Source organism: Ligilactobacillus sp. MP3, from assembly GCF_024436335.1.
GTDB lineage: Bacteria > Bacillota > Bacilli > Lactobacillales > Lactobacillaceae > Ligilactobacillus > Ligilactobacillus salivarius.
In genome coordinates this window covers 88,450-108,734 of sequence record NZ_JANFQI010000002.1, presented here as the reverse complement: position 1 = coordinate 108,734, position 20,285 = coordinate 88,450, and the positions used below count along the sequence as shown (strand labels likewise).

The 20,285-nt window shown below is 29.7% G+C and carries 25 protein-coding genes; 2 read left to right on the top strand and 23 right to left on the bottom strand.

Annotation, left to right across the window (positions count from 1 at the left end):
* Positions 1 to 26 precede the first annotated feature (26 nt).
* The 9 genes from NOU10_RS02165 to NOU10_RS02125 form a co-directional block, all read right to left on the bottom strand.
* Positions 27 to 689, bottom strand: a complete 663-nt coding sequence (locus NOU10_RS02165; protein WP_255905884.1) for a rhomboid family intramembrane serine protease — start codon at positions 687 to 689, stop codon at positions 27 to 29.
* A 13-nt stretch (positions 690 to 702) separates the two neighbouring features.
* Complete coding sequence (locus tag NOU10_RS02160; protein WP_255905883.1) at positions 703 to 1,251, bottom strand: 5-formyltetrahydrofolate cyclo-ligase; 549 nt, start codon at positions 1,249 to 1,251, stop codon at positions 703 to 705.
* A gap of 54 nt (positions 1,252 to 1,305) precedes the next feature.
* Entirely contained in the window at positions 1,306 to 1,455 is a 150-nt protein-coding gene (gene rpmG / locus NOU10_RS02155; protein WP_003699868.1) for a 50S ribosomal protein L33, read from the bottom strand.
* A gap of 147 nt (positions 1,456 to 1,602) precedes the next feature.
* Positions 1,603 to 3,741: an SEC10/PgrA surface exclusion domain-containing protein gene (locus NOU10_RS02150; RefSeq protein ID WP_255905882.1), complete on the bottom strand. Its 2,139-nt coding sequence runs from the start codon at positions 3,739 to 3,741 to the stop codon at positions 1,603 to 1,605.
* 156 nt (positions 3,742 to 3,897) lie between these two features.
* The gene (locus NOU10_RS02145; RefSeq protein ID WP_255905881.1) at positions 3,898 to 5,712 is read right to left on the bottom strand and encodes a DUF2207 domain-containing protein; all 1,815 of its coding nucleotides are present in this window, start codon (positions 5,710 to 5,712) and stop codon (positions 3,898 to 3,900) included.
* A 105-nt stretch (positions 5,713 to 5,817) separates the two neighbouring features.
* Positions 5,818 to 6,117 carry a nucleoside triphosphate pyrophosphohydrolase family protein gene (locus NOU10_RS02140; RefSeq protein WP_255905880.1) on the bottom strand — a complete coding sequence of 100 codons (300 nt, stop codon included), beginning with the start codon at positions 6,115 to 6,117 and terminating at the stop codon, positions 5,818 to 5,820.
* A gap of 17 nt (positions 6,118 to 6,134) precedes the next feature.
* Entirely contained in the window at positions 6,135 to 6,725 is a 591-nt protein-coding gene (gene yihA, locus NOU10_RS02135) for a ribosome biogenesis GTP-binding protein YihA/YsxC (protein ID WP_003699861.1), read from the bottom strand.
* 82 nt (positions 6,726 to 6,807) lie between these two features.
* Positions 6,808 to 7,032, bottom strand: coding sequence for a YneF family protein (locus NOU10_RS02130; RefSeq protein ID WP_003705934.1), 225 nt, complete (start codon positions 7,030 to 7,032; stop codon positions 6,808 to 6,810).
* 126 nt (positions 7,033 to 7,158) lie between these two features.
* On the bottom strand, positions 7,159 to 7,449 hold the full coding sequence (locus NOU10_RS02125; protein WP_003699858.1) for a DUF896 domain-containing protein: 291 nt from the start codon (positions 7,447 to 7,449) through the stop codon (positions 7,159 to 7,161).
* A 110-nt stretch (positions 7,450 to 7,559) separates the two neighbouring features.
* Here NOU10_RS02125 and lexA point away from each other — a divergent pair, with 110 nt between their 5' ends.
* Complete coding sequence (lexA, locus tag NOU10_RS02120; protein ID WP_003705933.1) at positions 7,560 to 8,180, top strand: transcriptional repressor LexA; 621 nt, start codon at positions 7,560 to 7,562, stop codon at positions 8,178 to 8,180.
* A 63-nt stretch (positions 8,181 to 8,243) separates the two neighbouring features.
* Here lexA and recN read toward each other — a convergent pair whose 3' ends face one another.
* The 14 genes from recN to NOU10_RS02050 form a co-directional block, all read right to left on the bottom strand.
* Positions 8,244 to 9,911, bottom strand: a complete 1,668-nt coding sequence (recN, locus tag NOU10_RS02115; protein WP_255905879.1) for a DNA repair protein RecN — start codon at positions 9,909 to 9,911, stop codon at positions 8,244 to 8,246.
* A gap of 4 nt (positions 9,912 to 9,915) precedes the next feature.
* Positions 9,916 to 10,374, bottom strand: coding sequence for an arginine repressor (locus NOU10_RS02110; protein ID WP_003699854.1), 459 nt, complete (start codon positions 10,372 to 10,374; stop codon positions 9,916 to 9,918).
* 24 nt (positions 10,375 to 10,398) lie between these two features.
* Positions 10,399 to 11,226, bottom strand: coding sequence for a TlyA family rRNA (cytidine-2'-O)-methyltransferase (locus NOU10_RS02105; RefSeq protein WP_003704070.1), 828 nt, complete (start codon positions 11,224 to 11,226; stop codon positions 10,399 to 10,401).
* A 2-nt stretch (positions 11,227 to 11,228) separates the two neighbouring features.
* Positions 11,229 to 12,146, bottom strand: coding sequence for a polyprenyl synthetase family protein (locus NOU10_RS02100; RefSeq protein ID WP_370687287.1), 918 nt, complete (start codon positions 12,144 to 12,146; stop codon positions 11,229 to 11,231).
* A complete protein-coding gene (locus NOU10_RS02095; protein WP_255905876.1) occupies positions 12,112 to 12,339 on the bottom strand; it encodes an exodeoxyribonuclease VII small subunit in 228 nt (75 codons plus the stop codon). Before NOU10_RS02095 ends, NOU10_RS02100 begins: the two co-directional genes overlap by 35 nt.
* Positions 12,339 to 13,679: an exodeoxyribonuclease VII large subunit gene (xseA, locus tag NOU10_RS02090; RefSeq protein ID WP_255905875.1), complete on the bottom strand. Its 1,341-nt coding sequence runs from the start codon at positions 13,677 to 13,679 to the stop codon at positions 12,339 to 12,341. Before xseA ends, NOU10_RS02095 begins: the two co-directional genes overlap by 1 nt.
* A complete protein-coding gene (folD, locus tag NOU10_RS02085) occupies positions 13,672 to 14,529 on the bottom strand; it encodes a bifunctional methylenetetrahydrofolate dehydrogenase/methenyltetrahydrofolate cyclohydrolase FolD (protein WP_003705927.1) in 858 nt (285 codons plus the stop codon). The genes xseA and folD overlap by 8 nt, the downstream gene beginning before the upstream one ends.
* Positions 14,530 to 14,673: 144 nt before the next feature.
* Positions 14,674 to 15,069, bottom strand: a complete 396-nt coding sequence (nusB, locus tag NOU10_RS02080) for a transcription antitermination factor NusB (protein ID WP_003704084.1) — start codon at positions 15,067 to 15,069, stop codon at positions 14,674 to 14,676.
* Positions 15,069 to 15,491, bottom strand: a complete 423-nt coding sequence (locus tag NOU10_RS02075; protein WP_003699841.1) for an Asp23/Gls24 family envelope stress response protein — start codon at positions 15,489 to 15,491, stop codon at positions 15,069 to 15,071. Before NOU10_RS02075 ends, nusB begins: the two co-directional genes overlap by 1 nt.
* Before the next feature lie 16 nt (positions 15,492 to 15,507).
* Positions 15,508 to 16,065, bottom strand: a complete 558-nt coding sequence (gene efp, locus NOU10_RS02070; RefSeq protein WP_003699839.1) for an elongation factor P — start codon at positions 16,063 to 16,065, stop codon at positions 15,508 to 15,510.
* A 133-nt stretch (positions 16,066 to 16,198) separates the two neighbouring features.
* Entirely contained in the window at positions 16,199 to 16,651 is a 453-nt protein-coding gene (locus NOU10_RS02065; protein WP_250200930.1) for a dUTPase, read from the bottom strand.
* 30 nt (positions 16,652 to 16,681) lie between these two features.
* Complete coding sequence (locus NOU10_RS02060) at positions 16,682 to 17,677, bottom strand: hypothetical protein (protein WP_003704088.1); 996 nt, start codon at positions 17,675 to 17,677, stop codon at positions 16,682 to 16,684.
* A gap of 1 nt (position 17,678) precedes the next feature.
* Positions 17,679 to 18,560: a hypothetical protein gene (locus NOU10_RS02055; protein WP_003699835.1), complete on the bottom strand. Its 882-nt coding sequence runs from the start codon at positions 18,558 to 18,560 to the stop codon at positions 17,679 to 17,681.
* A gap of 110 nt (positions 18,561 to 18,670) precedes the next feature.
* Positions 18,671 to 19,834 carry a hydroxymethylglutaryl-CoA synthase gene (locus NOU10_RS02050; protein WP_081537889.1) on the bottom strand — a complete coding sequence of 388 codons (1,164 nt, stop codon included), beginning with the start codon at positions 19,832 to 19,834 and terminating at the stop codon, positions 18,671 to 18,673.
* 111 nt (positions 19,835 to 19,945) lie between these two features.
* Here NOU10_RS02050 and NOU10_RS02045 point away from each other — a divergent pair, with 111 nt between their 5' ends.
* A complete protein-coding gene (locus NOU10_RS02045; protein WP_109241649.1) occupies positions 19,946 to 20,218 on the top strand; it encodes an acylphosphatase in 273 nt (90 codons plus the stop codon).
* Positions 20,219 to 20,285 lie beyond the last annotated feature (67 nt).

Here is a 20,285-nt window from a genome sequence, read left to right as displayed (position 1 = left end):
AACATTTAATTATACTTGAATTGTACTTAACTTGTAAAACCAAAATTTAAGATTATCAAATTTATAAAAAGTAAAATCATAAAACTTACAATTCTTTTAACTTTAGGGACCCTACCTAAATTAGGGACACCAACGACATAACCTAAAAGAAAACCACTTACTAATCCACCTAAATGTCCTGTCAAATCCGAATTTCCAAACATACCAAAGAATATATTCAATATTACTAATAGAAAAAATTGACGAGACATAGTTTGTAAATATGGATTTCTTCTGAAAGATTCCCCCAACATCAAAAAAGAACCGAACATACCAAACAATGCTGTACTAGCACCTGCAGAAATACTACTAAAATTAAATGCAAAACTTGCTATATTCCCACAAATTCCACTTACCAAATAAATTATTAAGAACCTTGTCTTTCCAAAAATATTTTCTAATAAAGTTCCTAAAAAATATAAAGTTATCATATTGATAAGTAAATGTTGTAATCCTATATGAATAAACATAGGAGTTATCAAGCGCCAATACTGACCATTGATAATATAAGGGGAATACTTTGCTCCAAAACGCACTAAATTAGCAATATTTTCTGTTCCACCAAATAATGTCATTACTATATACATTACTATATTAAGAATAATTAACGTATAAGTGATACTAGGCTTATTTTTTAAATATTGCAACATAAACCGCACCTCTTTATATTCTTATTTGATTAGTAATGTAAATATCAAAACTATCAACATTCCACTGAGGTTCTTGGAAATATCTACTTCTATCAACAAGTGCTACCTTATTTCCACGATAATCACTTAAATACTTATCGTAAAATCCTCCACCGAATCCTAACCTTGCTCCATTTTCAGCAAATGCCAAGCCTGGAACAATGATTAAATCGATATTTTCTTTATTAACATAATTCTCACTTTCAGGTTCCAAAACACCAAATTTAGTTCTTACTATTTTGACATCAGGAGTTAATTCAACAAACTCCATCATTCTATTTGGCAAAGTCTTAGGTACTAAAACTTTTTTATTTTGTTGCTGAGCAGTTGAAATTATAGGAAAAGTATCTAACTCAAAATCTTCACTCAATGTAATTGCCACATTATCAGCTTTTTCCCACTCAGTAGTTTTAAATAACTCTTTATACAGATTTAGTTCATCTAACTTTTTTTCCCAAGTTTTACTTAATTTCTGTAATTTTTGAATTTGGTTTTTTCTAAATTCTTTCTTATTCATTGACATTGCATCACCTCATGTCATACATAAAGAAAAAAACAACAGGATTTTTTCCTGTTGTTATTTTGTTTCACGATGTAAAGTAACTTTGTGATCACGTGGGCAATATTTTTTCAATTCGATGCGATCAGGATTGTTACGTTTATTCTTGCTTGTAAGATATGTTTGTTCATGACATTCTGTACATTCTAAAGTAATATTTACACGCATGTTTTAAACCTCCAAACATGTTTTAGATTTCAAAAAGACATAACTTTATCTTCGACGTTTAATATAATACCATTTTTTCAAACCTATTTCCAGTTTTTTTTATTATTTGTTAAGGAAATTAACTTGACACTATTAACTCAAGTTAGACTATTCACTTAATTCTTTTTCTTTATATTCTAATATATTTTGATATGATTGAACTTTGACAACTAAATCATTATATACGACAGTTATCTTTGCTACATCTTTTTCATTATTAATAAGCTTTTCCTTTAATTCTTCAATCTTTTGATCAATTCCATTATATTCTTTTAAATCATCTAATATAGTCTGTATATTTTCTTGAATAGTTTCATAGTTTACTTTCAAAATATTTAATTGTTCACTATTTTCTAACTCTGATTTATTATATTTTTCTACTTGTTTTTTTTTCTGACTTAAATCAATTTTAATAGAATTCAATTCAATTTCAGTTGCAGTAATAGCTGCTTTGCTTGCTTCAAATTTATTTTCTTCTCTTCTTAGAAGCCCTTTATTCTTTATCCACTCTTCACGTACCAATTCTGATAAATTGTTTTTCCCTCTTAATCTATCTTGTAGTACACTAATATTTTTATTCAAGGAATCTATATTATCTTCCAATTTCGTAATTCCAGTCATATCAGGTCCCTTTTTGGCATTTTGTAACTCTTCTTTCAACGCCATTTTATTCTTATTTTCATTTTCCAATTGACTATTAAGATCACTTAATTTTATTAATTTTCCAGCTTGCTCAGCCTTTAATTCGTTGATCTTTGCTTCTATATTTTTCTTTCCAAAATCAGATATGACATATGAACCATTAGCTTTTATATTGTTATACGCGAATTCAAAGTGAATAGCTAAATTGTTATCGATTCCCACAGCCATATAGTGTGTACTATAGTCTTTGCTTTTATTTAAACCAAGCAATGTTTCTAAATGGCCAAAATTATTTTTAGTGTCATTAAATAGAAAATCAACTAATACTCTATAAATCACAGTCTTTAAATCAGCCATTGTCATTTCATTATCACTAAATTCATTAAAATACTCTTCACCATTAGCCAATTCTTCATCCTTGCTATCATAATCCTCAAAAACACTTGGAGTTTGGTTCCATAGATCTGACAAACCTTCAATATCATGACCTAAACCTAATTTATTACTTTTCTGACTGTAAAAAGTTTGCCAATTATCCTGATTATACCTATCTACCACTGCTTGTGTGAACTGTATAGAATCTGGAGTAACCTCTATTAACCTACTTCCCATCTTTTCTCGTAATGGATTTAATAGACTTACTACAAATGTTGAGATTTCTATTAATTCTTGCAGTGTAAGCTTTGTTACATCTGAAATTTTATTCTTATCATCAATTTCTGAAAAATTCAACTTCTTATTATTAAGTTCTAGGCCTGGAGATATTATATCTGCTACTTCTTCACGAGAAATTTTTCCATAATTAAAATTTTCAAAGAGCACTTGTGTGTAGTCTTGAGGTATCCTAATTTGCGGCAATAAGTCTATTTTATTTTTTTCTTTTTCTATTGCAATCGCTAATTTAGATAATATAGATTGTAATTCATTCCTTTGCTTTTGAACTGTATCTATATTTTCCAAATTCTTATCTATTTTTTTCTGTACTTCTTTGACTAACTCATCCGTAGTTGGTAACTTATCTTTTTCCTTTTCTAACTGCTTCTTCTTACTAGAAATATCATCCTTACACCGAGCTATATCTTTTTCTGTACTCTCTATTTCTTTTTTCTTACGCATCCAATCTTCATAAGAAATCTTTACTTTTCTATCAGCACGTTCTACATCTCTTTTTATTATTTCTGAACTATCTTTAGCATTAACTTGCTTTTTTTCGATGTTGCTAACTTCTTCTTTTACATCATTTAAATCTTCTTTAGCTTGAATCAACTTTTTGTGGTTATTATTCCACTGTAATTCCGTCTCGTGTAAAGATTTCTCTACTCTTTCTAGAGATTTTTTATTTCTCTCTAACTCTTCTTTTTGACTCTCTTCACCTTCATTTAAAATTTTTTCTTTTATATTAACTAACTTTGCATATTCATTTTGTAATGTTATTTGTAAATTTAATAAGTTATCTAACTCAGACTCTTTTTCATTTTTTAATTCTGTAAATTTAACTATATCTTTGTTTAAATTTTTGATTTCATCTTTTAAATTTTGTTGAGGTTTTTGGACCTTATCTTGTGCGTCTGCTATGTCGTTCTGTACTATTCCTTTATTGTCCATTACACATCCGCCTCTTTCTTCCCAGCAAACTAAAATATACTACCCTTATTATAATAAAAATATTGCTCTTAATATAGTTACTTTTTAATTTTTTATCATATTTAAAATATTTAATAAAAATACCAGTAAATTCCCACATTTACCAGTATTTATAGTTTATTTTTTTATATTCAACGTTTCACTATTTAAATCTAATCTAATAAAAATTTCACCTATTTTTTCAGCAAAATCTCCTATATATAGTATAGAATCTTTCATAAAGATATTTGATTCACTATATAACTGGTATAGTTTTCGATTTGTTCTTTCTCCCATATTTAAAGCTATTGCATATGGTAATAATTTTTCCCAAAAATTTTCATCACCAACATCATTCAATTCTAGCTTTTCTATATTGCGTAAACTTCGATATAAAATCTTTAATCTTCTCAGTTCTATAAATATTTCAGGTTCATATTTATAAACATTAATAAATATATATATCAAACTTATATCATTAACAATAAGGATTGTAGCTATAATTATCCCTAACCACTTAGATACAATAAAAAATAAAATTACTCCTGCTAGATTGAATAGTGTCCAGAATATTAACCATTTTTTAGTAAAATAACCTTTTAAATTACGTTTATGTTCCAGTTTAAATAGATTATCCACTTCTTCTTTAATTTTCCCTTGCCATTGCTTATAAGTTTCAGTAACTTCTGAAATCTTCATAAGATTGACAGTTTCTTCTATTTCAGATAACTTAATTTTATTGTCAGAAGTAAGATTACTAAATAATAATGTATTCAATCCATTATTTTCTATAAATTGTTCATCTTTAACTTGCAATTCGTAGTCATATATAGTCTGATAATTTTCAGTTCTTAGTGGATTTAATACTAGATCACCCTTATTTATTAAGTCTACTATATATGCTGCATAAACATTTCTGTTTGGCTTTCGTTTAGGAAATAAAATCGATCTAACATATTTAACCGATATGTTAGGAATATCAAATGAATATTTTGTAAACTTAAGATAATTTGATAAAACTAAATTTTTAGATAACACTCTCCAACTGAATATTCCCATAATTGTCATAACAATTAATAATATTGTTATAGAAATATACTTTCCAGTATATTTTAGTCTACTATTCCTCTTTACTTTATCACTATTTTTATATTCATATCTTGCAATACTACTTTCTGTTGGTATAGGGGTTTTAAACATATTGTTAGTATTATAAGCAAATAGATCTTTAGAACATATTAGTCTTAAATGTAAACTCTTATTTTCGGGAAGCCTATTCAACTTAAAATTCACTTTTCCATTTTTCTTACTAGTCGTTATTTTACCATCGGTTGTTCCTCTCACCCACGCTCGTAAAATTTGTGGATTTTTTTCAGGTAAATCAAATGTTATATCAATATTGCTAAACTTATGTCCCCAATTACTCAGTATATTCCAATTTAATTCTGCAATATTACTATTGCCATAATTTATAACCGCATTTGGTACATTATATGTTAGTTTGTATGTAACTCTCTCATTTTCAACTGGTTGATATATTCTTACTTTTACTTTAGTATTTGTTTCTGCTAAATCAGAAGTGACAAAATATTTACCAGCATTCATCTTGGCCTCTTTAGATATATCTGCATTAGTCCCTTTTTTTAATAAGACTTGCTTGTTATTTTTAATTTCATACACTTCCACATTATTAATCGTATCCACATCTTTTGGTAATGCTTGCGGAATAACTAATAAGTCATACTTACCATGAATATTATATTGTACACGTGTCGATACTCCTATAGAGCCATCATTCTTTAATTGAATATTAGAATTATAGTCTTCGATATCGTAGTGTCTTTTGTTAATATTTTTAATAACTAAAATTATACTCAATACTAATATTACTAATAAGCAATATTTCCAATTCTTTTTGAAAAGACTTATAACTTTTTTTTTCAAATTCGACACCCCTATCATAAGAATTATGACAAAGTTTCAACCTGTTGTCTACTTTAAAAAAAATATTTCTTAATAAAAAAGTCATTATGTTTCATAAAACACAATGACTTTTGATTAATTTGCTGGATTAAATCCATTAGGGTAACGTTTATTTAACGTTTCGATGTTTTCTTGCGCTACTTCATTAAAGGATATATCTGCCCATTCTGCAATTTGTGATAAATACCAAAGTACATCCCCAAGTTCATGTACTAATTTTTCTTTATCTAAATCTTTTCCTTTAAAAGTATACGCCTTAACTAAATCAACAACTTGTCCTGTTTCCCCAGCTAATCCTAATGCACAATTTGTAAGAACTTGCTCATTTCCATATAATGTTCGATTAGCCGCTTCTTGATATTCATTAAATTCCATAATATTCCTCACAATTATTAATTAACTTTGGTAATATCTTCAATCCAATCCCAAACTTCATCTTTACCTGTTTTATCAACAGCAGAGAATAAAATTAGTCTATCATTTTTTGTCAATTGTAGTTTTTTTCTAATTTGACTTTCACTTTTATTCCTTTTGCTTTTAGGAATTTTATCTATTTTCGTTCCTACAACTAATACAGGTATATTGTAATAATGCAAAAATTCTATCATTTGACAATCTAATTCTGAAGGTTCATGGCGAGCATCTACTAAACTGATAGCTCCCTTTAGCTCTTGTCGAGTAGAAAAATATGTTTCTATCATTCTAGCCCATTTTTCTCTTTCTTTTTGTGAAACTTTAGCATATCCGTAACCTGGTACATCAACGAAATATAATAAATCCTCGATATTGTAAAAATTCAGAGTTTGCGTTTTTCCGGGTTGACTTGACGTACGGGCATAATTTCTTCTATTAATTAATGTGTTAATTAATGAAGACTTTCCAACATTGGATCGACCAGCAAGTGCTACTTCTGGCAATTTAGCATCTGGATATTGTTCTGGTCTTACGGCACTAATTGTTAAATTGACATTATGTACTTGCATTAAATAATACCACCTTGATCTAAATTATAATAATAAATAAGGAAGTGACTGACTTACATCTACTCACTCCCTCAAAACCTAATTACTTCTTACCATAATTATTCTTCATTGCATTCATCATTTGATGCAATTTCTTTTCAGATGGTTTTTGTCCCATTTGAATCATCATAGTACGCATCATTTGTTCATTAATAGGTGGATTCTTCTTTAAATAGTCTTCCATATACTTTCGAGCAGCAAAAAAGCCACCAACAAATCCTAGCACAGCAACAATAATGACAATAAGCACCCAAATACCTGTACTCATTTATAAGTTCTCCTTCCTCTAATAAGATTAACCTATCTAATAATTTAAAAAATTAATCTTACTTTTTAACGCTTATTATATTATATCATTTGTAATATTACCTATCAACGCTTACACTAAGATAAATTAATCATCTCTTAGACCACGTTCTCTTTGAATCTTTTTTACCTTTTCAGGTGTTACTTCTTTACCATTTTTATCATATACTTGTAGCATTTCAATATGGCTTCTAAAATTTTCTCTAAATAAAGAAAGATAGGTTTCTCGTAATTCTTTTTGTTCGGCTAACTCTTCAGATGTTAGGCCTTCTTCTTTTTTCTTTTTAGAAAGTTCATTTATTCTATCTATTAACTCTTGTGGAATTCCTTTATTATCAGCCAATCGTCTCACTCCTTTGTGATTTACTCTATTTGACATATTATCAAAAAGCTTACAAAAAGACAAGTTATAAACACGAACGTTAGTTTGACGCTCTTAATAATTCTATGCTATAATTAGATTATTATATTAATATTGGAGTGTCTAGAATGACAAAATCAGAGAAACGTCAACATGATATTCTTCGTTATATATTTTCACATGTATCTGATAGTGGCTATCCACCTACTGTTCGTGAAATTTGTAACGCTGTTGGTTTATCATCTACTTCAACCGTTCATGGACATCTTTCTAAGCTTGAAAGTAAGGGCCTCATTAAACGCGATCCTACTAAACCTCGCGCCATTGAAATTACTTTAGCAGGCTTAGAAATGTTGGATGAGTTACCTAACAAAACTCAAATTCCCATTGTAGGTACTGTTACTGCTGGTGAACCTATTTTAGCAGTCGAAGAAAATAGAGATTATTTTCCTCTGCCACCTCACTTTGAATCTGCTGATGATCTTTTCATGTTATCTATTCGCGGCGAGAGTATGATAAATGCTGGTATCTTAGATGGTGATCAAGTTATTGTTCGTAAGCAATCTTCTGCGAATAATGGAGAAATAGTTATTGCTATGACTGAAGAAAATGAAGCAACTTGCAAGCGTTTCTTCAAAGAAGATGGATATTACCGATTACAACCCGAAAATGATACAATGGATCCTATTATCTTAGAAAATGTAACTATTTTAGGAAAAGTTGTTGGACTATATCGTGATCTTATTTAAAAAGCTAGGATGTATTGTTTTTATACCAATATATGGTGTTACACAATACCAAGCCCTAGCTTTTTATTTTGACATTTTAATTAATTCTTCTGCATGTTTCAACGTTAATTCTGTAATTTCAGATCCAGATAACATTCTTGCTATCTCTCTAATTTTTTGTTTTTCATCTAATTCTTCTAATGAAGTTTCTGTTCTACCATCGTTAACAGATTTTGAAATATAATAATGATTGTCTGCAATTGCTGCAACTTGCGGTAAGTGAGTAATGCATAAAACTTGTGAATTATTTGAAATTTGGCTTATTTTTTCAGCAATCGCTTGAGCTACACGACCGCTAACACCAGTATCAACCTCATCAAAGATAATACTTGTGACACCCATCTTTTGAGAAAAAATTGTTTTTAAAGCTAACATTATTCGTGAAAGTTCACCACCTGAAGCTATCTTAGCTAATGGTCCCATTTCTTCACCTGGATTAGTTTGAATATAAAATTCAACTTTATCAATACCTTTAGAATACAATTTAGAATTATTTAAAAATTTAACTTCAAATACGGCTTTGTCCATATATAATGCACTTAATTGTTCATGAATCATTTTTTCTAATTTTTTAGCGCTTTTCTTCCGCTGTTTCGAAAGTTTTATTGCCAATTCTTTTACTTTTTCTAATGCCTCAGATAATTGTCTCTCTTGCTTTTCTGAATTTTGTTCCGCATTCTCCATTTCTCTTAATTCTTTTACAATTCTACTATGATAATGCAAAATATCCTCTATCGTATCACCATATTTTCTTTTCAATTGATGAATCAACTCTAGTCTTTCCTCTATTTCGTTTAACCTTTCTCCATTCCACTCCATCGAATCAAGTTCATCTGAAATATCACGAGCGATATCTTCTAGACTATAAAAAGCATCTGAAATTTTAGTATTGATCTCTTGAAGATTTTCTGATAAATCTGAAACATCGCTTAACTCATTCATTGCATTTCCTAAATTTCCAACTACATCTATTTTTTCACCAGATAAAATTTGATAACTCAATTCTAAAGCATCATGTATTGCTTGAAAATTATCCAATTTATTTTTTTCTTCTACTAGTTCATCTTCTTCATTAATTTTTAAACCAGCTTCTCCAATTTCTTTGACTTGGAAATTTAGCATATCTAGTCTTTGGGCCCAGGCCTTCTCATCAGCTTCTTTTTTTTCCATTGATAATTTTAGCTTACGATAATTTTGATACACAACTTGATATTGATTTCTTAATTCAGATGTTTTTTTATCATATTCATCTAACAAATCTATATGATTTTCTGGCTTCATCAATTCTTGGTGCTCATTCTGCCCATGAATATCTATTAATGTTTCTCCTACCTTTCGTAAAGTTGCTAAATTTACCATCATTCCATTGATGCGACAAATATTTCTTCCGCCTCGATATAAATCTCTTTGCAAGATTATTTGTCCATCTTCAGAATCTATTCCGTATTCTTCCAAAATGTTGTAAGTATTAGCTTCTCTAGGTAATGTAAATAACCCCTGAATAACAGCTTTTTTCTCACCCTTACGAATAAATTCAGTAGAACCTCTGCCTCCTGCTAGTAAGCCCAGAGCATCAATAATAATTGATTTACCAGCACCTGTCTCACCCGTCAATACTGTCATCTTAGGTTGAAATGATATTTGTATTTCATCTATAATGGCGAAATCCTTTATTGATAATTCTTGTAACATATAATCACCCTATATTTATCAGATTTAACAACTTATTCTCCATTTTTATTGCATCTTCTTCTGAGTAAGCAAATATCATGACTGTAGCATCATCTCCTAAAGTCGCAAAAACTTCCGGATATTTTGCTTGTTCAATCAGATTAGCAACTGCAGGTCCACTACCAGGTAAAACTTTAAATACACATAGTTCTCTATTTTGTGCTGAAGAAACATATGATTCACTTAATGTATCACTCAATTTCTTTTCTACATTAATTTCTTTTAGCGTAGGCATACTATACCTATAACTACCAGTTTGTGTTGGCAATTTAACTAGTTGCATTTCTTTTACATCGCGAGAAATAGTTGCTTGCGTTACATTTATTCCACGAGCATTTAACTTTTCTACAATATCTTCTTGCTTATATATAACATTTTCTTGGAGGATTTCCTTGATAAGTTTCTGTCTGACTTGCTTTCTCATTCAGTTCATCCCTCTCTCATATAATTATGCTTTCTTTTTAATATCTAATGTAGCATGAGCTTGTTTCACAATTAACTCAGGATTTACACTAGGCGAAATATTTCCAACACTTTCCTTAGATACCAGATGAACTAAAAATTCAATATTTCCTTCCCCACCAGTGATAGGTGAAAAATCTAATTCAACAACATCGTAATTTTCTTCAGCTGCAAAACTTATGATTTTATTTAGTACTTCTAGATGAACCTTTGGATCTCTTACAATTCCATGTTTTCCAACTTTTTCTTTTCCAGCTTCAAATTGGGGCTTAATTAAAGCTATTACATCACCATTATTTTGAATAATCTCATGTAAAGTTGGTAATATTAACTGTAAAGAAATAAAAGAAACATCTATTGTAGCTAAATCTGGTTGTCCTTTAGTAAAATCTTCTAATTTACTGTATCTGAAATTTGTATTCTCCATAACAACAACTCTGTCATCTTGACGCAACTTCCAAGCTAATTGATTAGTTCCTACATCTAAAGCATAGCTTAATTTGGCCCCTTTTTGTAGAGCTACATCTGTAAATCCTCCAGTAGACGATCCTATATCTAACATAGTTTTATTTTTTGCATCAACTTTAAATACCTTAAGTGCTTTTTCAAGTTTTAAACCGCCTCTACTTACATAAGGCATTTTTGTCCCCTTAAAATGTAACTCAGTATCTACAGAAATTTTCATTCCGGGTTTATCTAATCTTTCTTCGTTCTCTCCTAAAATTTCGCCAGCCATTACAGCCCTTTTAGCTTGTTCTCTTGTAGAAAATAATCCCTGTTTAACTAATAGTACATCTACACGTTCTTTTTTCATAATTACTTCCTTACTTTAAAATAATCTAACAATTGCTCAAATAGGTCTATTGCAATATCATTATTCGCCATTTCTTTTAATAAATTCTCAGTATTATTTAAAACTTCAACTAAAGCTTCCTTGGTCCCCTGTACTCCTAAAAGAATTGGATAAGTATTTTTATTTTCTATCTCATCTTTATGAACATTTTTGCCTAATGATTTAGCATCACCAATCACATCTAATAAGTCATCATAAATTTGAAATGCTAAGCCAAAATTCTCACCATATTTTCTTAGTAACTCTAATTGCTTATCAGAAGCATCACTCAAAATTCCTCCAGCAATACAAGCATATCTTAACAATGCACCTGTCTTACCAGCATGAAGATGTTTCAATTCTTCCAAATTGTATTTTTTATTTTCTCCTAAAATATCATCAGTTTGACCCCTTACCATCCCTTGTGGCCCAGCAGCCAAAGCTAATTGTGAGATTAATTTTATTTTTTTATCATTATCAATATCAGTAAGAGCTAACCATTCAAATGAAGTTGTTAACAAACCATCTCCTGCTAAAACTGCTATTGCTTGCCCAAATTTTTTATGGCTAGTTGGCTTTCCTCTTCTTAATTCATCATTATCCATTTCTGGTAAATCATCATGAATTAATGAGTAAGTATGCAGAAGTTCCAAACTACCTGCTACTTGATAATCACTTTTTGAAATTTTCTTACCTAAAGAATACGCTGAAATTAATACCAATAAAGGCCTTATTCTTTTTCCACCAGCATCAACTGAATACCTCATAGCTTCTTTCAAAATTTGATTACTATTCAAAGAATTTAAATAAAGATCCATCTCATTCTCTAATTTTGGGAGTGAGATTTTTTCAAATTCCGTTAAATTACTAATCCTCATTTTCTCTTTCAAATAATTGTTCATCTCCATTATCATCTATTACTTTAGTCAATGTTTCTTCTGCTTGTAGAAGTGTATTTTGTAATTTTTTACTCAAATCTATCCCTTGTTTAAATTTTTCAACTGCTTCTTCTAATGGAATGTCTCCTTGCTCAAGTTTTTTTACTATTTCTTCAAGGTTCTTCATATCTTGTTCAAAAGTTACTTTTTCTACCATTATTCTTTTTCCTCTCTAATTTTTGTTATTCTAGCTTCAGCACTACCACTTTCAAAATAAAGTGTTACGTCATCGTTTGGTTGTAATGATTTAACATTTCTTACTGTTTTACCATCTTTTAAAATATAACTATATCCTCTATTCATAACTTTTAATGGACTCAACATATCTAAAGATGATATTAATTTTTCTAATTTATAACTTTTGTCATTAAAAACGCCTAACATCCCTAGATGCATTTTTTCTAATAACTGTTGTAAATTATTTTTTTCATCTTTAATTCTAATGTTTGGATTATTATATTGTAAATTACTTTCTAATAACTGTAATTGTTTTTTATTTTGATAAACTAAATTTTTAAAAGCTTGATTTTTTCTATTAATCAATGAATCTAAATTTTGCACATATCCTGTATATAATCTATCTGGTTGTTGTAAAATATATGAACTGCATACCTTATCTAAAATTTGTTGATAACTGGATACTTTATTTTTTAGAACTTGTATTATTCTTAAACGATACTGCTTAATCTTCACTATTTCTTCGCTCAATACAGGTGTTGCTAATTCGGCAGCTGCTGTAGGTGTAGCAGCTCTAACATCTGCTACTAAATCTGCAATTGTTGTATCAGTTTCATGACCTACAGAAGATATAACTGGGATCTTGCTATCACTAATTGCCCTAGCGACCTTTTCTTCATTAAAAGGCCATAAATCCTCTATTGATCCTCCACCTCTACCAATAATTATTGTATCAAAATTTCCATCTTCGTTTACTTGTTTTAATCTTCCAACTAAAGAATCAGCAGCATCATCCCCTTGAACAACTGCTGGGAATAAAACTAATTGTGCAATTGGATAGCGTCTACGTGTTGTAGTAATAATATCCCTAATAACTGCACCAGATGGGCTGGTAATAACAGCAATTCTTTTGGGATATTTAACCAAAGGCTTCTTTAATTCTTCATTAAACAATCCTTCTATTCGTAATTTTTTTACTAATTGTTCATATGCTTGATATAATGCCCCTACTCCATCAGGTTGCATTGTATCAATAATTATTTGATATCTTCCGGATTTTTCATATAAATCAACTCTCCCAGAGACCAGAACTTTCATTCCTTCCTCTGGTTCAAACTTTATTTTTGAAAAGGCACTTTGGAACATCATTACACTTATCACAGCATTATCATCTTTTAAACTAAAGTACTGATGTGTAGCTCTACGTCTAAAATTAGATATTTCACCTGTTAAATATACCCTTCTTAAATAAGGATCACGAGTAAATTTAGTATGCAAATATTTTGTCAGAGCACTTACCGTTAAATATTCTTTACTCACCAGCAACACTTCTTTCTGCTAATTCTACTGTTTGTTTCATCAACATTGCAATTGTCATTGGCCCTACACCACCAGGAACTGGGGTTATATAGCTGGCTACTTTGCTCACACTTTCCATATTAACATCGCCAACTAATTTTCCATCATTATTTCTGTTCATACCCACGTCTATCACAACAGCTCCTTTCTTTACATAATTTTCATCTATAAACTCACCTTTACCAATAGCAACAATCAAAATATCAGCTTGCTTTGTCACTTCAGCTAAATTCTTAGTCTTACTATGTGCTATTGTCACAGTAGCATCACTATTTACCAGCAATGCAGCCATTGGTCTACCTACAATATTACTTCTGCCGACAATTACAACTCTTTTTCCTGAAACAGGAATATCATATTCCTTGAAAAATTCCATAATTCCTCTTGGGGTACAAGGTAATGGTCCAGGTATATTCATAAATAGTTTTCCGATATTTAAAGGATGAAATCCATCTACATCTTTTTCGGGTATAATTCTATGGGTTACTTTATTTTCATTTATATGTTTTGGTAACGGCAATTGCACTAAAATACCATGAACAGTTCTGTCACTATTTAATTCATCAATTAACCTAATTAATTCATCTTCTTCAACATTTTCAGGCAATCTAATATCTACAGCCTCTATACCTAACGCATGTGCAGTCCTTCTTTTATTTCTTACGTAAACTTGACTAGCAGGATCTTCACCTACTAAGATTACTACTAATTTTGGAGTTATCCCTTCTTGTTTTAATAAGCTAACTTTTTTAGATACGTCAGTTCTTATTTTTTTAGATAACATTCGCCCATCTAATATTGTTGCTACCATAAAAATTCTCCCTTTAAACATTAATTCATAAAATAAATTTTACCATAAATGATCTATCTAATGCGCACGTTCTCAAAATAATTAAAAAAACTAATTATATAATCAAAAATACAGCTATATCAGTGATATAACTGTATTTCATTTTTATATTAAGTTTTGTAAAATAGCATTTACAAATTTATATGACTTATCATCACTGAATTCCTTTGCCAATTCAACAGCTTCATTAACAGCAATTTTACTAGCAACATCACTATACTTAATTTCAAATATAGCTATTCTCAAGATAATCAAATCAGTTTTATTAAGTCGACCAATATTCCAATTTTTTCTCAAATATTTAGTAATTTCCATATCAATTTCACTTTGATGATCTAGAACACCATCTACAAGTTCGTTTAAATATGATAAATCAGAATCATTGTTATCTTCATCTAGTAATTCTCGATAAATGTCTTCACTATTTGCATCTGGATTACTTCCTAATGCAAACAAAGTTTGAAATGCTATTTTTCTAATATCGTGTCTACTCAAGCTCATTATTCGTCACCATTTTCTTCAAATAGGTTGTTAGGATCAACTGTAGGTTCTTCTTTTTCTGGAACCATACCTTGAATATGAACATTAACTGCCGCTAATTCTATCCCAGTCATAAACAATACTTGTTGTCGTACTTTTTCTTGAATTTCATTAGCTACTTTAGGAACAGAGACACCGTAATTAAGGAAAGTATATACATCAACAGCTAAATCTGTATCTGTATTACTTAGTTTTACACCTTTACCACGATTTTGACGACCAAGAAGTGCAGAAATATTATTAGCCAATGATCCTCTCATTGAATAAACTCCATCAACCTTAGCAGCTGCAATTCCAATAATAATTTCCAAAACTTCAGGTGCCATCTCTATTCTACCTAAATCATTTGTTTCTTCGTTTTTTAAGACGATATTATCTGCCATTAAAAACACCTCTTAACTAAGCACGTGAAATGTAAGTACCGTCACTTGTATTAATAGTTAAAACGTCTCCTTCACTAACAAAGAAAGGAACTTGTACTACTAAGCCAGTTTCCATTGTAGCTGGTTTAGAACCACCTGAAGATGTATCACCTTTGATGCCAGGTTCTGTTTCTTTAACTTCCAAGTCAACTGTATTAGGTAATTCAACACCTAATGTTTCTGTACCAAACATGATGATACTTACTACCATGTTTTCTTTCATATATTTAAGTTCTTCTTCGATTTGTGAACCTGGTAATTCAAGCTGTTCGTAAGTATTTGTATCCATAAATACATAGTTATCACCATCAGCATATAGATATTGCATCTTTTTACGATCTATTTGTGCTTGATTTACTTTTTCACCCGCACGGAATGTTTTTTCTTGTACAGCACCTGTACGTAAATTCTTTAATTTAGAACGTACAAATGCAGAACCCTTACCTGGCTTAACATGTTGAAATTCAACAACACGCCATAGTTCACCATCTACTTCAATAGTTAAACCATTTTTAAATTCGTTAACTGAAATCATTGTTTATCCTCCTAAAATTATGTTAGCGAAATACATTAAATAAAAGACATAAGTATTCCCATCAATTAGCTACCTATAAATAGTATCAAGAATGAATACTCTTTTGCAAGCTTATTTCAAATTATTCTTAGTTTTATTGATTAAAATAATCTTCTATCTCTTCTGGACTTATCCCTAATTCTACCAAGCCAAATTTTATTAACATATGCCACGCATGTACAAATTCTGTACTTTGATGACTAAAATAGCACTTATTTATCTGTTGTTGAATAATTAAATAAACACTATTATATGATTTACTATGCCATTTAGACTTAAAATTTGATATTTGTTCTTCATTTAATAATAATAGGTAGAGCCATTTCTTTTCATTAGCAATACTTATAAAATATACCATTGTCTCACAAAAATATTCTATAAGTTCTTTTCTATTCTCATTACGAACATTCTCCATTATCTTTGCCAAATAAATATTTAAACCTACATAGAGTCCAGCTACTCTTTCTTCTGGATTTAAAACTTTTGTTGGTAAAAACAACTTAATTTCTCTTCCTCTAACTTTTTTAGCTATTTCATTAATATCCATATAAATTAGACCCTCAGCAAAAATTTATAATTAGAAATATAAAGGATTAGATTGTATTTCTAAACTACTTAAATTATCTAAGTACCATGTACGAATGAAATCATATTGGAACAGTAAATCAAACCAAGATACTTTATGATCATCATCTGTAACAACTAATCCCCACTTATTTAATGTAGCACTACTATCTTCTATTGATTTATCATAAATTGTAACTTCAACACCATTATCCAGTTTCAAAATAGCTTCATTATGCAAGCCTGTTACTAACATAAAGTTTTCTCTCGCAGCTTGAATAAATAATTTATCTAGAGCTGCTTGAGGAATACCTGTATTACCAAATTGATAGAATGTACTATTGGAAGGATCCATAATGTTAAAGTCCACATCAAATCCATAATCTTTTTTGAAATATTCTCCTAAAGCCATTAAATACATCTCAAACTTCTTCACAGTTTCATAATTGTATGTCTTGCTATAATCAACAACTAATAAGTTAGTGATAGCTCTACTATTGAAATGTAAAATTCTTCTTTGGAAGTTAAGATAGAACAAAATTTCACCTGTATTTTTTTCAGTATAGTAAGCCCCACCTTCTTCTGTATTATCTATTCTAAAAGTGAAGTAGCCATTTTGATTTATCCCTGGAAATTCATGATACAATTCATCATTTCTATCGGATGACTGTAGTATAACCTGTTCGTTTTGATGTAACTGTAATAATCTATTTAAAAAGATCAAATAATAATCAGATTGACTATATTGTTGAGGAAAAACTAAATAAGCCGTATCTAGTTGAAATAAAGTCAGTTCCATTGCAGCTCTTAATAAATTTTGGGAATCCGTAGTTTCTATAAGTTCATCCAATAACTCTGTGAACTTCAATCCATTATGTAAACTATCTTTTAGTTGATTGTTATATGAAAGAAGTCTTCCTTTAGTACTTAAAGAGTGTACATCTTCCTCACTATTTTCATAGTTATTAGGGTAAAAGGTAACAGTACCATTGCTATTATTTTTTTCCATACTAATCTACTCTCCCTTTTCTTGCAATTAAATCAGCAATATAATCACGATATAGAGAATTATTATGGTCAATAAAGTTTTCAAATGTACCAAACTTTGTAATAATACTTTGCTTTTCATAGCCTAATAATGTATCTTCTTTCGATAAATTCAAAACTTTTTCTTCATTTTCACGAATTTTTTGATACGCATTATTTGCTGCTTCATCTAAATCAGTTAGTTTTGATAACTCCGACATTAACTTTTGTCTTTGTTCCTTTTGTTTAGATTGCTCCCAGAAACTTACTTTTTCCTGAGATTGTCTCTTCAATTCTTTTCTTATTTCATCTTTACGTTGATCACGACTATCTTGTCCGTCTATTAACTCTTGTAAAGAATCTGTCTCTTCAGAAATTTTATTAATTTCATCTGTATTATATCTTTTATTCTCTACTTCTAATTCAAATGCTCGAGATAACTTTTCGTATTCTTCAGCATTAAATTTGAACTCGACATTCAATACATCTAATTCACCAAATAAGCGTCGTCCCCACCAATTTCCAAAATAAAATTGAAAACGCCCTACACCTATCTCTTCAAAATAAAAGAAAGGATACATTTCACGTAAATAAGTAATTAACTTTTTACTCAAAAAAGCACTTATTTTATCATGAACATCTAAAATTAAACTTTCATTTTCTATATCTGCTACGCTATGTTTTGCTTTTAAAATTTCTTTGGAGTAGCGTTGACCGTCTATTAATTGATAAACTAATCGGTCGTCTTGCTCGTCAATAGCATCGTTTAAGACCTTTAAATATTCTATTTTGCTTATCAATGAGTTAGATAACTCTTTTGTCGCATAGTCATGGTCTGATAAATTAAATTGGTTTGAATCCGCCATTTGAACTCTCCTTAATAATCATTAATTTTTAAATAAAACTATAATCTTATTTTACCAAATATTCCTTTAGTTCTAAAGCTTGACATAATTAAGATTAGAATAAAAATTATTTAAATTCTATTTTTATATTGTCTTTGATTTTCCTTTATGCCTGTTAAAACAAATTGAGCATCATCCATATCTAAATCTAATTCACTATTATTTTCATAATGTAAGCTCCTTAAATAAATTTTTTCGTACTCTTCGACAGAAATACGTGTTCTTTTTTGTAGAAACTCATTTGTTGTATTCATTAAATATTTACGATAGTCCTTTCTCAAAAGCATAGCAAAGAATTCTCCCTGTGCTCCAGAACCATAACTAAATAGACCTAATCTGTCACCAGATTTTAAATCATCATTGTTTTCTAATAATGATAATAGGCTTAAATATAAGGAACCCGTATACAAATTGCCTACTTGTCGATTGTACAAGCGTGAATCTTCAAATCTATGAGCTAATTTAGCTGATACTTTAGCATCTGCATCTTTTTGTGCTTCTCGTAATGCTTTTAATCCCATTTTAGTATATGGCAAATGAAATAAAAGAGCTTCAAAATTATCAATAGTAAATCCAGTCTTATCTTTATAATTACTATAAACATTATTAAAAAAGTCTAAATATACGTTTGATGAATATTTTCCATCAACTAAAGCCTCGCTATGTCCAAGAGGTCTCCAAAAGTCCATTATATTACGTGATAGATATGTTGAACCTCCTTCGAATGACAATAATTTAGGATTAGCACTAACTAACATTGCAACTGCTCCACCACCTTGTGTTACTTCACCAGGAGTATTCAATCCGTATTTAGCAATATCTGCACCTATAATTAACGCTTTACTATCAGGATTTAATGCAACTTGTGCTTTAGCCATTTGTAACGCAGCTGTCGCACCATAACATGCTTGTTTTATTTCAAAAGTTCTAATATCATCTCTTAAGCCTAACAAATCAGCAATATAAGCAGCTGCTGATTTAGAATTATCTATTCCTGATTCTGTCCCTACAATTACCAAATCAATGCTTTCTTTATCTTCATCCGTGAGTATAGATTCTGCAGCATTCGCACCCATTGTAACTATATCTTGAGTAGGTGGGATTACTGCCATTTTACTTTGACCTATACCTATAAGATATTTATCTGGATCTTCATTTCTAGTAATTGCTAGTTCAGTCATGTCTACGTATAAATTAGAAGTAAAAAAATTAATTTTATCAATTCCTATATCCATCAATATACACTCTACTTTCAATTAGTTATCTAACTTATGTTATCACGTTTTTAAAGGTTATTAAACGTTCAGTCTTATTTTTTAGTATAATGATAACAGGTGGTGATAAGTTTGAAAAATTATAAGATTATTGTTTTCGGTATCGTCCAGGGTGTTGGATTCCGTTATACAACTAAAGCTATCGCTGATAATATGGGTATTAAAGGAATCGTACGTAACCAAAACGATGGAACTGTTTATATTGAAGCACAAGGAAATAGTTTATTACTATCACAATTCATATCTGCTATAAAAGCTCCCAAAAATCCATTTGCTAAAGTTGCAAAAATTGAAGTTTCAGAAATTCCTGTAAAAAAATATAATGATTTTTCTGTAATTTATTAGTCGTCTAGACAAGCGTTACATTATATACGCTTGTTTATTTTTATATTGAAAAAAAACGTTTAATCAA

Bases quoted from the DNA above. Each gene is read 5' to 3' on its own strand.
- NOU10_RS02165 (WP_255905884.1), bottom strand. From the start codon at position 689: ATGTTGCAATATTTAAAAAATAAGCCTAGTATCACTTATACGTTAATT.
- NOU10_RS02160 (WP_255905883.1), bottom strand. From the start codon at position 1,251: ATGTCAATGAATAAGAAAGAATTTAGAAAAAACCAAATTCAAAAATTA.
- rpmG (WP_003699868.1), bottom strand. From the start codon at position 1,455: ATGCGTGTAAATATTACTTTAGAATGTACAGAATGTCATGAACAAACA.
- NOU10_RS02150 (WP_255905882.1), bottom strand. From the start codon at position 3,741: ATGGACAATAAAGGAATAGTACAGAACGACATAGCAGACGCACAAGAT.
- NOU10_RS02140 (WP_255905880.1), bottom strand. From the start codon at position 6,117: ATGGAATTTAATGAATATCAAGAAGCGGCTAATCGAACATTATATGGA.
- yihA (WP_003699861.1), bottom strand. From the start codon at position 6,725: ATGCAAGTACATAATGTCAATTTAACAATTAGTGCCGTAAGACCAGAA.
- NOU10_RS02130 (WP_003705934.1), bottom strand. From the start codon at position 7,032: ATGAGTACAGGTATTTGGGTGCTTATTGTCATTATTGTTGCTGTGCTA.
- NOU10_RS02125 (WP_003699858.1), bottom strand. From the start codon at position 7,449: ATGTCAAATAGAGTAAATCACAAAGGAGTGAGACGATTGGCTGATAAT.
- lexA (WP_003705933.1), top strand. From the start codon at position 7,560: ATGACAAAATCAGAGAAACGTCAACATGATATTCTTCGTTATATATTT.
- recN (WP_255905879.1), bottom strand. From the start codon at position 9,911: ATGTTACAAGAATTATCAATAAAGGATTTCGCCATTATAGATGAAATA.
- NOU10_RS02110 (WP_003699854.1), bottom strand. From the start codon at position 10,374: ATGAGAAAGCAAGTCAGACAGAAACTTATCAAGGAAATCCTCCAAGAA.
- NOU10_RS02105 (WP_003704070.1), bottom strand. From the start codon at position 11,226: ATGAAAAAAGAACGTGTAGATGTACTATTAGTTAAACAGGGATTATTT.
- NOU10_RS02100 (WP_370687287.1), bottom strand. From the start codon at position 12,146: ATGAACAATTATTTGAAAGAGAAAATGAGGATTAGTAATTTAACGGAA.
- NOU10_RS02095 (WP_255905876.1), bottom strand. From the start codon at position 12,339: ATGGTAGAAAAAGTAACTTTTGAACAAGATATGAAGAACCTTGAAGAA.
- folD (WP_003705927.1), bottom strand. From the start codon at position 14,529: ATGGTAGCAACAATATTAGATGGGCGAATGTTATCTAAAAAAATAAGA.
- nusB (WP_003704084.1), bottom strand. From the start codon at position 15,069: ATGAGCTTGAGTAGACACGATATTAGAAAAATAGCATTTCAAACTTTG.
- NOU10_RS02075 (WP_003699841.1), bottom strand. From the start codon at position 15,491: ATGGCAGATAATATCGTCTTAAAAAACGAAGAAACAAATGATTTAGGT.
- efp (WP_003699839.1), bottom strand. From the start codon at position 16,065: ATGATTTCAGTTAACGAATTTAAAAATGGTTTAACTATTGAAGTAGAT.
- NOU10_RS02065 (WP_250200930.1), bottom strand. From the start codon at position 16,651: ATGGATATTAATGAAATAGCTAAAAAAGTTAGAGGAAGAGAAATTAAG.
- NOU10_RS02060 (WP_003704088.1), bottom strand. From the start codon at position 17,677: ATGGAAAAAAATAATAGCAATGGTACTGTTACCTTTTACCCTAATAAC.
- NOU10_RS02055 (WP_003699835.1), bottom strand. From the start codon at position 18,560: ATGGCGGATTCAAACCAATTTAATTTATCAGACCATGACTATGCGACA.
- NOU10_RS02050 (WP_081537889.1), bottom strand. From the start codon at position 19,834: ATGGATATAGGAATTGATAAAATTAATTTTTTTACTTCTAATTTATAC.